Here is a 13015-nt window from a genome sequence, read left to right on the forward strand (position 1 = left end):
GATGGATGATAAGTTAGCTTTAATAAGTGTAATAATACCAGTTTATAATGTTCAAGACTATTTAGTTAGATGTTTAGAATCTGTTATTAATCAAACTTATAAAAGTCTAGAAATTATACTTGTAAATGATGGTTCTACTGATAATTCGTTAGAGATATGTCAACAATATATAAATAAAGATAGCCGTATTATTTTAATAAATAAAAAGAATGGTGGACTGTCTAGTGCCAGAAATGCAGGATTAGACATCTATAAAGGTAAATATATTACTTTTATTGATAGTGATGATTGGGTTGCTCTAGATTACATTAATACTTTATATCAAAATATTATCGATAATAATGCTGATATTTCAATAGTAGGGTTTGAAAATGTATATGATTTTAATGTAGAAGATATTTCTAATACTAATAAAATTAAAATATTCTCTCAAAAAGAAGCTGTTAATAAACTTATTTTAAATAAATTAGAAACATCTGCTTGGGGTAAATTATTTAATAGCTTCTTATATAAAAAAAATAGATTTAGAGAAGGAATTATTTTTGAAGATTTAGATATTATGTACAAGTTATTCTTATCAGCTAACAAGATTGTGAGAAATAGTTCAATTAAGTATTTTTACTTTCAAAGAAAATCAAGTATTATGGGGACAGCTAAGAATATAAGAAATATTGTTAAAACATCCGATACTTATATTGATATATTTGTTTCACAAAATAAATTTTTAATAGAAAAAGATTTCTGTTTATCTGATGCTGTTTATATATATCAAGCATCAGTTTTATATAAATATTATTTAGCATGTAGTTGCTGTGTTTTTAATAAAGCTGTTTTTGCGCAAAGAAAAAAAATTAGTAATGTAATAAATAAGTTTTTTAAAAATATAACAAATACAAATAAAGGTAAGTTTTTTATGTATGTAAATATAGTAAAAATATTGCTCACAAAAGTACTGAAGAGATCTAGATGAAAATAGCTTTAGTAACAGAGCATTTATCAATTGGTGGTGGTCCAGAACATCTTTTTCAAATATGTAAAAACATGCCTCACTACGATTTTAAAATCTTTGCTAAGGGGGGTGTAAACTTTGATAAATTCAAAGATTTGAAAAACGTAGAAATAAACAATGGATATGCGAAGAAAGATATTGAATTATATGAGCCAGATATTGTGCACTTTCATAGTATGAAGCCTTTTTTGTCTTTGTATAAACTACAATTTTTTAAGCTCATAAGCATTCATGGTTTTCATGTTCATAAGTATGAATTTCAAAAAGGACTAATTGCTAAAATTAGCTACATTTTACGAAAGAAATTAGAATCTTTCTTATATAAGAGAGCTGACAAGATCATAACTACATCTGATGAAGATGAGGTTACACTACACAAGCTATATAAGCTAAATTCAATAAAAATATATAATGGCATTGACTATTCTTTGATAGATGGCCTTAAGCCTAAAGAGCTATTAAGAAAAGAACTAGGTTTTTTACCAAATAAAACAATCTGTATTACTATTTCAAGATTTGATTTTCAGAAAGATTATCTTTCTCTAGTAAAGTCCATAGAATTTTTAAATACAAAATATAAAGATTTTATATTTTATTTTGTCGGAGATGGGGACACTAAGTTAGAGATAGAGCGTTATGTTAAATCTAGGAATATAGAAAATATTATTTTTTTAGGTACTAGAAGAGATATTTATAATCTATTAAAAGCATCAGATATATTCATTTTACCTTCTAGATGGGAAGGGATGTCAATAGCTGCATTACAGTCCTTGGGAGCAAAAAATAAGCTTCTACTTTCTGATACTTACGGAAATAGAACTGTTGCTAGATATAGCAAAAATGTCGAACTCTTATCTTTAGACGATTATATGGATTTAGCAGATAAAATAGAGGCAATGAATACAAAAGAGTATCTAGATGAAGAAAATTTCTTTACTCTAGATAAGATGATAGTATCACTTGATAATGTTTATAAAAAGGCTTTAGAATAATGAAAACCTACATATTTGACTTAGATAATACTCTTTACTCTTACAGAAATGGTCTATTTGATAGCCAAATGGCGAGAATGAGTGATTATATCAAACTAAAACTAAATATCTCAGATACCGACAAAGCTAATATAATTCGTGATGAACTATATTATGAGTTTGGATCTACTATGCTTGGGATGATGCGTTATCACAATATTGAGCCAAAAGAGTTCCTTGATTATATTGATAATATTGAGATTAGTCACTTTAAACCAAACGAGAAACTAAATAATTATATAAATGATCTAAGAAAAGGAAATCGTACTTATATTTTTACTAATGCTTCTAATTTTCATACTTATAGAGTTTTAAAACAGTTAGGTTTAGATGATAGTTTTGATGGTATCTTAACCATAGAGGATACAGGCTTAGTTTCCAAGCCAAAGACTAAATATTTTGAAATAGGACGAGAGAGGTTTGATATTGATTTTGCCAATGCAATTTTCTTTGAAGATTCATCACACAATTTAGTACCTGCCAAGCATTTAGGGATGCAAACTGTATTAGTTCATGCAGATGATCATAAATCGGAGGCTAATTTTTATGATAATCAAGAGATTGATTATTATGTTGCCGATGTTGAGTCATTTTTTGAGAGCGATTATTTAGCTAGGAGGTAATAATAAATAATTTTGTTATTATTGTTTTCAGCTTATAATTCTGCTGTCACTCCAGCGCAGGTGGGTATCTTTTAGTTGATGGTTCTGGTTAATGAGATTCCCATCTTCATGGGAATGACGGAGCGAAATAGAGGGATGAGTGAATAGTTTTAAAATTAAGTTACCACGGTGTAACTGTAATTTTTTTATCCAACCCACAATTCATTTTAGACTTTATTCTTTCAAGACTTTCAGATGTTTGTAGACCAGATTTTGCATCAGAATGCTGTATCACATGGCTAGAATTAATCAGAGCATACTTGATAGCTTCTTCTATAGGTTTACCTTTGTAAATATTTGCACAGAATGTTGAGCTAAATGAGTCACCTGCACCAAGAGTGTTGACAACGTTATTAATTCTCAAAGACTCACTATGATATATTTTATCTTTAGAGGCAGCATATACACCATTAGCGCCATCTGTCACTACAATTATTCTTACACCCAAATCTAAACAGATTCTAAAGAAATCTTTCAATCTAAAAGTAGCATTTAAAAAATCACTTTTTCCTTCATCAAGAGGAGTTTCAAGTCTGTCTTTAGATTCTACAATATCCTTATCATTAGATGATAATAACGATAACATTAGTTTTTGAGCTTCTTGAAAATTTAATACAAGAATATCTATGCCAAACATTGAATCTTTGATAAAACTTTCTCCAACGCTAAGTTGGCTGGAACCTGGATTGATAGCCACTTTTGTGTTGTTATCAGCTGCTAATTTAACTATTTCGGGTAGTCTAGCAGCAGAAGATTTGCTCAAAGATGTAATATAAATAAAGTCACTCTCTATAATTGCTTTAGAAGGCAAATCATCTTGCAGGATATCTTTGTTTGCACCTCTGTATGCAAAAATTGTTCTATCCCCACTTAGTGTCGGTACTACGTAAGATGTAGCTGTGCCATATTTATCAGAGTAGCGAATGTTAGAGATATCAATTCCAAGGTCTTTAAGCTCATTGCTTATCTGTTCACCAGCTATATCTTTACCGATTTTGCCAAAGAAACTAACGTCAATGTCCTGTTTTTTGAAAGAAACAGCAGCATTAGTTGCACCACCACCAGAAAAAGATTTTTGTTCAGTTACTTCAATTTTTGCACCTTCTTCAAGTAGCATAAAAGATTGAGTGGTATCTTTCTTTTGCATATTCATAGTGAACATTTCTTCATATTCTATGATAGTGTCAAGAGTCGCCCCACCAATTGTCAGTGCTTTGATATTTTTCATCTTAAGATAGTTAATTTAAGTAATAATATTTATCGCATAGCATATCATCAATTGCTATCAGGGTAAATAATATTAACTGCATATCAATTTATATGCTAAAAATAAACCTTTTTTATAGAAATGTTTCTAATTAATTAGTATTATTTCAACAAAATATTATTGCTAATATTATTTACTATATATAATTAATTTTTTATAAAGGAGATTTCTAAGATGCCTTCTAAACCAGTGAAAAAAGATCACCGTGGTTATATTATGCCAATTGGTGGTGGCGAAGATAAGTTTGCAAGCCCTACGGTATTAGAAAAATTTGTTGAGCTTTCAGGTGGAAGCGAAGCAAAAATAGCTGTTATTCCAACAGCTTCAAAACTTTCAGATACAGGTGATATCTATGTTGATATTTTCTCTAAAATGGGAGTCAAAGATGTCTATAATCTAAAGATAGAAACTCGCTTAGATGCGACTACTAACAAAGATTATCAGGATTTACTTGCACAAAGTACGGGTATCTTTATGACAGGAGGTAATCAACTTTTACTTTCTACTACCCTTGGAGGCACTCCGATAGCGCAACTTATTCGTAGATTGAATGCAAAAGGCGTTAATGTTGCAGGTACATCAGCAGGAGCTGCTTTTATCTCTGGCTTTATGATTGCTGGTGGTCAAGCGGGTCTTATGCCTAGATGTAATATGGTTAACCTTGCTCCTGGGTTGGGTTTAACTAACAAGTTACTAGTAGATCAGCACTTCTCTCAAAGAGATAGACTTGGTAGACTTTTAGCAGCGTTATCGTACAACCCTTATATGGTCGGTGTTGGTATTGATGAGGATACATCAGCATTACTAAATTCTGAGAATGTGATAGAGGTTGTTGGCTCAGGTATGGTAACCATTATAGACTTCTCTCACCTTAAGCATTCATCGTTACATAATGCTCGTAATAATGCTCCTATTAGTTTGATCGATATTCGTATGCATATGCTTTTAGAAGGTCAGAAATTTGATCTTAATACTTGTCTAGTAGAGTTCTAATATTTTTTTATTTTTAATCTGTTTACATCCTAATCATTTAATTAACTTCAACTATATTTGTTGTATGAGATTTTGAGCATCTTAGATATAATCATATTTAGATACACAATATTAATTTAAAATTGGAGCTGTTATGCAAAAGATTATAATTCATGGCGGATGTGGAGCTAGAGAGGATAAAAACACATCATTTGGCGATTATCATCAACATTTATTACCAATTATTCAAAAAGCCTACAATTACCTAAAAGATATAGATGATGCAAATGAGGCAGCAGTTTTCGCAGCAAAACTTCTTGAGGATGATGAGATATTTAATGCCGGTACAGGTTCAAGGGTACAGCAAGATGGACAAATCAGAATGTCGGCATCTATAATCGATAGTCAAAAACAAAAGTTTGCAGGTGTGATAAATATTCAAAATATAAAAAACCCTATAGAAGTTGCAAATAAATTAATGCAACAACATCATAGTATTTTAGGTGGAGATCAAGCAACTACATTTGCCCATGATGTGATGGGATTGCCAACATATAATCCAATGACAGAAAAAAGATACCAAGAATATTTACAACTTAAAAAGGGTTATACAGGAACAATAGGAGTTGTTGCTCTTGATTCTAAGGGTAAGATCTGTGCAGTTACTTCAACTGGAGGGGCAGGCTTTGAATATCCTGGTAGAGTCGGCGATAGTCCAACTGTTGCAGGTAATTTTGCTAATGAGTCTATGGGTATATCATGTACGGGTATTGGCGAGCATATTATCAACCAAGCAGTAGCGGCAAAAATAGCAACTAGAGTTAAAGATGGAATGTCATTATCACAAGCAGTAGATAAATCTATAGCAGAGAGTGATGTTCATGGTGATTATGTAGGCCTTATAGCTATTGATAAGCAAGGAAATATTTGTTCAGAATCTACTTCAGTAGCACAGACATTGTATGCTTACGCAGATGGTAAATATATAAAAACTTTTTATGAAGAAAAAATGTAATAAAATACATACAAAAGTGTTGACTTAAGCATATATATGTATGTATAATACCTGTCATTGGCCTGATAGCTCAGTCGGTAGAGCAGAGGATTGAAAATCCTCGTGTCGGTGGTTCGATTCCGCCTCAGGCCACCATTAATTTAAAATTGTCGGAGCATAGCGCAGTTTGGTAGCGCATCTGGTTTGGGACCAGAGGGTCGGGGGTTCAAATCCCTCTGCTCCGACCATTTTTTGATGCGTCTGTAGCTCATCTGGATAGAGCATCGGCCTTCTAAGCCGAGGGTAGCAGGTTCGAATCCTGCCAGACGTGCCATTACATTGTTAAAATATAGCAATTTGTAATGGTGGTTGTAGCTCAGTTGGTAGAGCCCCGGATTGTGATTCCGGTTGTCGTGGGTTCAAGTCCCATCAATCACCCCAGAATATTGCGGACGTGGCGAAATTGGTAGACGCACTGGATTTAGGTTCCAGCGGGCAACCGTGGGAGTTCGAGTCTCCCCGTCCGCACCACAATTATTATTTTCCTATTATTGATCTGATTTTTTAAAATCAATTTTTGTGATTGAAATGTCTCATTTTTAAATATAAAGTATAATTCTCAACTGTGTAAATTATTTATAATAAATGAATCGTTTTTCAAAAAGGCACGTTTTTTTTGCTTCAGCAAGTACCATTGTTGAATGGTATGACTTTATGCTCTTTGCATATTTAACACCTGTTATTGCTAGTGTATTTTTCCCAAGTTTTAGTAAATATACTGCTATATTGATGACTTTTGGTGTTTTTGCTGCAGGTTTTTTTATGGGACCTATTGGTAGTGTGATCATGGGTAGTTTTGGTGATCGCTTTGGTCGTAAGAAAGCATTGGTAATCTCTGTAGTTATGATGATATTACCAATGTTTGTGATTGCTATACTACCAATATATCAAAGTATTGGGGTGTTGGCACCAACTATATTAGTTTTGATGAGATTACTTCAAGGATTCTCTATCGGAGGATCGTATGGTGGTGTTATGGTCTTTATGATCGAGTCTACAAAACCTGATCGTCGTGGGTTTATTGCAAGTTTTGCTACTATGTCTTCTGGTACAGGTGTTTTTTTAGCATCACTGGTTGCGATGATTTTATTTGGTGTTTTTAGTCAAGAAATCCTTGATTTATGGGGGTGGAGAATTGGTTATATAATCGGTCTGATTCTTGCTTTACTTGCTTTAGTGATGAGATTGCTAATACCTGAGAGTTATTCTTTTGAGGAGTTAGAAGCTCAGGGAGATGTTTCAGCAAAGCCAGTAAGAGAAATGTTTAGTATACAAAAAAAACCTTTGTTTTTTGCGATTGCTTTATCGGCATATGCGAATATCATGTATTACTTAGTACTTTCATATCTGAGTAGTTACTTTGTTGAGCTTAATTATTCAGAATTTTTTTCTTTAGCAATAGTAACTATATTTAGTCTAATTTTTTCTTTTTCTGCACCTTTGTGGGGATATTTAAGTGATCGTCTTGGTAGAAAACCATTAATAAAGTTCTCTATTATTATTTATCTAATTTTTTCATATCCTAGTTTTATGATTATGGGAATGGGTACTGCATCACTTATTCTTGCAATGATTGTTCTAAGCGTGCCTTTGATGGCAATATGGGGTGCATATGGGGCAGCAGCTCCTGAACTCTTTAATACAAAATATCGTTATAGTGGAAATGGTCTGAGTTATAATATTGGTAATTCTTTTTTTGGTGGGACTATACCATTTGTAGCCACATCATTAGTTGTATCTACAGGCAGTTTACTAGCGCCTGCATGGCTCCTTATTGTAGCTTCTATAATCATGATACCTATAATATATTTTATGCCTGAGACAAGGTATATGGATGTCTAAATAAAATTAAGTTCAACATGGTTACTGTATATATTTAATAATATGGATGTTATAATTATGGTTGATTTGTGTTACGAATGAGGTAGCTGTTTTGGATTTTTGGTTAATCATAATAGTATTTGTAATTTTATGTTTGTATCTGATAGTAGAAAATATTGTACATAACGCTAGTATCAAGAGTATTCCTATTAGGATTCATGTAAATGGCACTAGAGGTAAATCAAGTGTTGCAAGATTAATTGCTGCAGGAGTTAGAGCTGGAGGGTATAGGACTGTAGCAAAAACTACAGGTACATTGGCTAGATATATTGATGTAGATGGAACAGAAACGCCGGTTTTTAGAATTGGTTTTAGCAATATTGCTGAACAAGTTAAAATAATGTTCAAAGCAAGACGTGCGAAAGCAGATGCTATAATAATTGAATGTATGGCTCTTCAACCATTGCTTCAATCGTTATGTGAATTGAAATTGATTAAAGCGACTCATGGTGTTTTGACAAATGCTCGCCCAGATCATTTAGATGTGATGGGACCAACAGAGCGAGATGTTGCTAAGGCATTGGCAGGTACAGTTCCTGTAAAATCTAAGTATTTCACAGCAGAAGATACACATATTGATTTTTTTGAATACGCTTGTAAGGATAGAGCAACAGAGCTTTTTGTGGCTACAGCAGCAGATGCTGAATTAGTTTCAGATGATGAAATCAATAAATTTGTATATTCTGAATTTAAGATAAATGTTGCCTTAGCTCTAAAAGTAACTGATGATTTAGGAATTCCTAGAGATATTGCTCTTAAAGGCATGTGGGAGGCGACTCCAGATCCTGGTGCTATGACTGAGTATAACTTTGACATTAATAATTCAGAGATGAATTTTGCTAATGCTTTTGCTGCTAATGATCCTGTATCAACGAAAATGCTATGGGATAAGTTATACAGCAAATATCAGTATTGTGATAAAAAAGTATTAGTTGTTAATTGTAGAGACGATAGAGAAGATAGATCTAAGCAGATTGCTGAAGCTATACTAAACTGGGAGAAGCCTGATTTGGTAACTCTTATTGGCACAGGTACAGATGTGTTTGTGTCTTTTTATAAAAAATATTCTAAATCTTTGGGGATTAAGCCAGCTCAAGTTATAGTGTGTGAAGATATGCAGCCGCTAGAGATTCTAGAAAAAATTAATGTAACTCAACCTGCTGATACATATATGCTGGTAGGTGTTGGTAATATTAAAGATATTGGTATGAGTTTAGTTGATTATTGTGATCAGAGTCACAAACAAAAACATGGTTTATAGTTTTTAAATAAATAGGAGAAAGTATGGATCCATTAACGCTCTCGATAGGCATTGGTCTTATTGTTGGTTTGGTTTTTGTATCACTGTTAGGATTATCTACTGGTGGTATGGTTGTACCCGGTTATTTTGCGCTAGAAATGGGTGCTCCTGATAGAGTTATAGTAACTATTATTATTTCGATCATAATATTTGGCATAGTTAGGCTTATGTCAAAATTTATGATTATCTATGGTAGAAGAAGGATAGCTATAACAGTTCTTTTATCATTTATATTGGGTACAGTTTGTAATATGTTGTTTTCACAATACTTAACTACGAGCTTTTACTCTAACCAGATTCAGGTCATTGGATATATTATTCCAGGACTTATAACTTTATCAATAGATAGACAAGGTCTTATAGAAACAATAGGATCTTTATTAATCGCCTCTATTATTATACGTTTGTTACTAATAGTTTTGATTGGACCTCAAATAGTAGGAATATAATATGAAAACGATGTATTGGCACCGTAAATTTTTATCTAGATATATCATATTGTTTTTAAGTGCTTTTATGCTTATATCTTTGTACATAGTCGAGAAAAATCTAGTTGTTGAAACTAAAGGTTATACACAAAAGTTACAAGCAGCAGAATTGACAGAAGAAGCATTCGACCTGACACAACAATATTTTATGTCAAAAGGTTATTTGTGTAAGTCAATGGGTGATGTATCTTGTACTGGATTAATAGGTTTGTCGATGACGGAGATAACTACAGATTCTGGTGATTTATATGCAAAAAGATCTTCAGTAAATCCAAATATGGCAGCTATTTTTGTTCAATGGCTAAGTCAGCTTAATCTTCAAGAGGGCGATACTGTTGCTGTACAAGAAACAGGATCTTACCCTGCATTAGATATAGCTATGTTATCAGCTATCAAAACATTAAAGCTTAAACCTTTGATTATATTTTCAGCAGGGGCTTCACAATTTGGTGCAAATAGACCAGGATTTACATGGCCTGATATATATAGAAACTTAGTTGAAAAAGGAATATTTGATTTTGATGTTTTAGGAATTACTCTAGGAGGATCTCATGATAATGGTTATGGAATGACTCCAGGAGCTATACTTAAATTAAACGACGCTATTAAAAGAAATAACTTCAAAGTAATCAATATTCCATATAAAGACTCTACAAATACATCTGTTGCAAAACGTTTAGAGATGTACAAAGAAGCTGCTGGTGATGATACTATAAAAGCCTATATAAATGTCGGTGGTAATATGGCGTCGATAGGTTTGAAACAACCAACAGTCAAAGTTGAAGAATCTGATAAGAAGTTAAAAACTGATAAAAAAGCAACTAATGTAGCTTCTAATGATCAAGTTTTGAAAATACATAGTTTTCCTACTGGTGTTACTACTAAACTTCCTCCAGAATATAGTAGTGTAAATTCTGTTGCAGTTAACTTTTTAAAAGAAGATATTCCTGTAGTAAATGTAAGAGATATAAACTCTAGTATTATTAAAACATATGGCATGGCTTATAATCCGACAACAGTTGTACCACCTGGACAGGGTGCGGTTTTCTCTCAAAAGAAGTATAATACAACTTTAGCAGCTGCATTACTTATTATAGATATTGCGCTAATAGTATTTATGGCATTTATTTCAAGAAAATATCTAATTTCTTTCAAATCAAAGTAGTTATAAATTGCTTTGGTCTTTAATTCAATTTATTATTTAATTAAATATTAGTAAAAAATATTAATTAAATATGTTTTGTTTTTATAGTTTAAATCAATTAATTTCTAAGTACTTACCTGCAGAGGAAAGACTTAAGATAGCCCAAGCATTTATATTTGGTGCGGATGCTCATGAAACTCAGGTTAGAAGTTCAGGTGAGCCATACTTTACACACCCTATTGCTGTAGCTTGTATATTGGCAGAACTTCATATGGATGTTGATACCATTATAGCTGCTTTATTGCATGACGTAGTTGAAGATACTGATCATACAGCAGAAGATATTGCGACTCTTTTTGGTGATAAGGTGGCAGAACTAGTTGAAGGTGTAACTAAGCTTACACAGATTAGACATAAAAATAAAATAGAACAACAAGCAGAAAATTTTAGAAAAATGTTGCTTTCTGTGACTAAAGATGTTCGAGTTATTTTCATTAAATTAGCTGATAGATTACATAATATGAGGACTTTAGCTCCTTTAAAGCCAGAGAAAAAACGTAGGATATCTAAAGAAACATTAGATGTGTTTGCTCCCTTAGCTCATAGGCTAGGTATTAACACTCTCAAGGAGCAATTAGAGACTCTTGCATTTGAAGGAATGAATCCATATCGATATCATATTTTGGAAGAAAAAGTTAAGAGAGTAGAGAAAAATAAAGAAAAAGTCTTTCAGCAGGTTAAAGATGCCCTGGTTGATAAGTTAAGTGGTATCGTTATAGATGATGGTATTAAAGCACGTAAGAAAACTTTATATAGTATTTATAATAAAATGCGTAAAAAGGGAATATCATTTGATGAGATAATGGATATGTATGCTTATAAAGTTATTGTTCCAAATCGTATCGATTGTTATATTGCTCTAGGCAAAGTTCATGAGTTGTATAAGCCTATTCCTCAAAGATTTAAAGATTACATCGCAACACCAAAAGCTAATGGTTATCGCTCTATCCATACGGTTGTTTTAGGTCCATATAATATTCCTTTAGAAATACAGATAAAAACTGATCATATGGATTGCCAAGCAGAATATGGTATTGCAGCTCATTGGAGTTATAAAATAGGTGAAAAAACAGACAAAGCATTGCAAAGATGGCTCAAAAAAATATCAGATATAAATGTATATACTGCTAGTTCTGTAGAGTTTTTAGAAAATGTTAAATCAGATATATTTAGTAATGATGTATTTGTCTTTACTCCTCAGGGTGATATTGTCGAACTACCTGTTAATTCGACATGTATAGATTTTGCTTATTTTATTCACACTGATATTGGTAATAAGTGTATATCAGCTAAAGTCAATAGAAAGCCAGTACCACTTAATTATCGTCTAAAACAAGGTGATAATGTCGAGATTATTACCTCTGCAGTTGCAGATCCTAATCCAGTTTGGTTAGAATTTGCTGAGACCAGTAGGGCAAAATCTGCTATCAAAGATTTCTTGAAGCAACAATATAGAAATATTGATTATATCAGAGGTAAAGATATTGTAGAAGGAGAACTCAGACTACTTGGTGTAGATTTAAAAGAAGTTCCGAATGAGATTGTTGATGGAGCTTTATTTAATTATGAAGGTATAGATACTATAAATCGTTTTTATTTGGATACTGGGCTTGGTTTAATTGATCCTAACAACTTCATTGATTTTATTGTTAAGAATTTCAATGATATGCGTAGTGCCTATAAGAAATCAGCAATGGCTAAAATACAAATTCGTTATGGAGATGATTCACGTATAGCAGACTGTTGTTTGCCATTGCCGAATGATGAAATAGTTGGCATCGTTAATGAGGAAGGAAATGTTGAGGTTCATAGAAAAAGTTGTAATGAGCTGTACTCTAAAATTAAAGATGGAAAAATTAAACAAATCAATGCTGATTGGTTTACAAATGCTGATGATGATCCTAGTTTTAGAGCTAGGCTATCTATTATGCTCAAAAATATTCCGGGCGCAATTGCTAAGATAACAGCTACATTTGCAAGAGAGGGAGTTAATATCAGAAGCTTTGATATGATGTTTGTAGATAATAAACATGCAAAACTTGCTTGTGTAGTAGTAGTTAGAAATAGAAGAGAGCTATATTTATTAATTCGCTTAGTTAGAAAAATAGATGTTTGTGTTGATATCGAAAGAATATTAAATAAATAAA

The 13015-nt window shown here is 32.3% G+C and carries 11 protein-coding genes and 5 tRNA genes; 15 read left to right on the top strand and 1 reads right to left on the bottom strand.

The features are described 5' to 3' along the window. The first annotated feature begins 1 nt into the window (after position 1). From ACKTR7_RS08845 to ACKTR7_RS08855, 3 genes are read left to right on the top strand one after another with little or no spacing between them, the layout of a single operon-like run. Positions 2–970, top strand: coding sequence for a glycosyltransferase family 2 protein (locus ACKTR7_RS08845; RefSeq protein WP_407877961.1), 969 nt, complete (start codon positions 2–4; stop codon positions 968–970). Further along, positions 967–2001 (top strand): glycosyltransferase family 4 protein, encoded by a 1035-nt coding sequence (locus tag ACKTR7_RS08850; RefSeq protein ID WP_407877962.1) that lies wholly within the window; start codon positions 967–969, stop codon positions 1999–2001. The genes ACKTR7_RS08845 and ACKTR7_RS08850 overlap by 4 nt, the downstream gene beginning before the upstream one ends. After that, positions 2001–2663: a pyrimidine 5'-nucleotidase gene (locus tag ACKTR7_RS08855; RefSeq protein ID WP_407877963.1), complete on the top strand. Its 663-nt coding sequence runs from the start codon at positions 2001–2003 to the stop codon at positions 2661–2663. The genes ACKTR7_RS08850 and ACKTR7_RS08855 overlap by 1 nt, the downstream gene beginning before the upstream one ends. Before the next feature lie 160 nt (positions 2664–2823). Here the strand turns inward: ACKTR7_RS08855 and ACKTR7_RS08860 are convergent, their stop codons facing one another. After that, positions 2824–3930 carry a carbohydrate kinase family protein gene (locus ACKTR7_RS08860; protein WP_407877964.1) on the bottom strand — a complete coding sequence of 369 codons (1107 nt, stop codon included), beginning with the start codon at positions 3928–3930 and terminating at the stop codon, positions 2824–2826. 213 nt (positions 3931–4143) lie between these two features. Here ACKTR7_RS08860 and ACKTR7_RS08865 point away from each other — a divergent pair, with 213 nt between their 5' ends. From ACKTR7_RS08865 to ACKTR7_RS08920, 12 genes are all read left to right on the top strand, one after another. Beyond that, on the top strand, positions 4144–4962 hold the full coding sequence (locus ACKTR7_RS08865) for a cyanophycinase (RefSeq protein ID WP_407877965.1): 819 nt from the start codon (positions 4144–4146) through the stop codon (positions 4960–4962). Positions 4963–5095: 133 nt separating this feature from the next. Then, positions 5096–5956 carry an isoaspartyl peptidase/L-asparaginase gene (locus tag ACKTR7_RS08870; RefSeq protein ID WP_407877966.1) on the top strand — a complete coding sequence of 287 codons (861 nt, stop codon included), beginning with the start codon at positions 5096–5098 and terminating at the stop codon, positions 5954–5956. A gap of 59 nt (positions 5957–6015) precedes the next feature. Then, a tRNA-Phe gene (locus tag ACKTR7_RS08875) sits at positions 6016–6091 on the top strand. A gap of 15 nt (positions 6092–6106) precedes the next feature. Then, positions 6107–6183, top strand: a tRNA-Pro gene (locus ACKTR7_RS08880). A 9-nt stretch (positions 6184–6192) separates the two neighbouring features. Next, positions 6193–6269, top strand: a tRNA-Arg gene (locus tag ACKTR7_RS08885). A 31-nt stretch (positions 6270–6300) separates the two neighbouring features. Next, positions 6301–6376, top strand: a tRNA-His gene (locus ACKTR7_RS08890). A 7-nt stretch (positions 6377–6383) separates the two neighbouring features. Beyond that, positions 6384–6466: transfer RNA gene (locus ACKTR7_RS08895), tRNA-Leu, on the top strand. Positions 6467–6580: 114 nt separating this feature from the next. Further along, positions 6581–7837 (top strand): MFS transporter, encoded by a 1257-nt coding sequence (locus tag ACKTR7_RS08900; protein ID WP_407877967.1) that lies wholly within the window; start codon positions 6581–6583, stop codon positions 7835–7837. A gap of 91 nt (positions 7838–7928) precedes the next feature. Then, positions 7929–9137 carry a poly-gamma-glutamate synthase PgsB gene (gene pgsB / locus ACKTR7_RS08905; RefSeq protein WP_407877968.1) on the top strand — a complete coding sequence of 403 codons (1209 nt, stop codon included), beginning with the start codon at positions 7929–7931 and terminating at the stop codon, positions 9135–9137. A 23-nt stretch (positions 9138–9160) separates the two neighbouring features. Beyond that, complete coding sequence (pgsC, locus tag ACKTR7_RS08910; protein ID WP_407877969.1) at positions 9161–9625, top strand: poly-gamma-glutamate biosynthesis protein PgsC; 465 nt, start codon at positions 9161–9163, stop codon at positions 9623–9625. Between the two features lies 1 nt (position 9626). Continuing rightward, positions 9627–10829: a poly-gamma-glutamate system protein gene (pgsW, locus tag ACKTR7_RS08915; RefSeq protein WP_407877970.1), complete on the top strand. Its 1203-nt coding sequence runs from the start codon at positions 9627–9629 to the stop codon at positions 10827–10829. Between the two features lie 70 nt (positions 10830–10899). After that, the gene (locus ACKTR7_RS08920) at positions 10900–13014 is read left to right on the top strand and encodes a RelA/SpoT family protein (protein ID WP_407877971.1); all 2115 of its coding nucleotides are present in this window, start codon (positions 10900–10902) and stop codon (positions 13012–13014) included. The last annotated feature ends 1 nt before the right edge of the window (position 13015 follow it).

Source organism: Francisella sciaenopsi, from assembly GCF_045862875.1.
GTDB lineage: Bacteria > Pseudomonadota > Gammaproteobacteria > Francisellales > Francisellaceae > Francisella > Francisella sciaenopsi.

What these genes read in the sequence shown, in the direction of transcription:
- ACKTR7_RS08845 (WP_407877961.1), top strand. Translation starts at nt 2, where the DNA reads ATGGATGATAAGTTAGCTTTAATAAGTGTAATAATACCAGTTTATAAT.
- ACKTR7_RS08850 (WP_407877962.1), top strand. Translation starts at nt 967, where the DNA reads ATGAAAATAGCTTTAGTAACAGAGCATTTATCAATTGGTGGTGGTCCA.
- ACKTR7_RS08855 (WP_407877963.1), top strand. Translation starts at nt 2,001, where the DNA reads ATGAAAACCTACATATTTGACTTAGATAATACTCTTTACTCTTACAGA.
- ACKTR7_RS08860 (WP_407877964.1), bottom strand. Translation starts at nt 3,930, where the DNA reads ATGAAAAATATCAAAGCACTGACAATTGGTGGGGCGACTCTTGACACT.
- ACKTR7_RS08865 (WP_407877965.1), top strand. Translation starts at nt 4,144, where the DNA reads ATGCCTTCTAAACCAGTGAAAAAAGATCACCGTGGTTATATTATGCCA.
- ACKTR7_RS08870 (WP_407877966.1), top strand. Translation starts at nt 5,096, where the DNA reads ATGCAAAAGATTATAATTCATGGCGGATGTGGAGCTAGAGAGGATAAA.
- ACKTR7_RS08900 (WP_407877967.1), top strand. Translation starts at nt 6,581, where the DNA reads ATGAATCGTTTTTCAAAAAGGCACGTTTTTTTTGCTTCAGCAAGTACC.
- pgsC (WP_407877969.1), top strand. Translation starts at nt 9,161, where the DNA reads ATGGATCCATTAACGCTCTCGATAGGCATTGGTCTTATTGTTGGTTTG.
- pgsW (WP_407877970.1), top strand. Translation starts at nt 9,627, where the DNA reads ATGAAAACGATGTATTGGCACCGTAAATTTTTATCTAGATATATCATA.
- ACKTR7_RS08920 (WP_407877971.1), top strand. Translation starts at nt 10,900, where the DNA reads ATGTTTTGTTTTTATAGTTTAAATCAATTAATTTCTAAGTACTTACCT.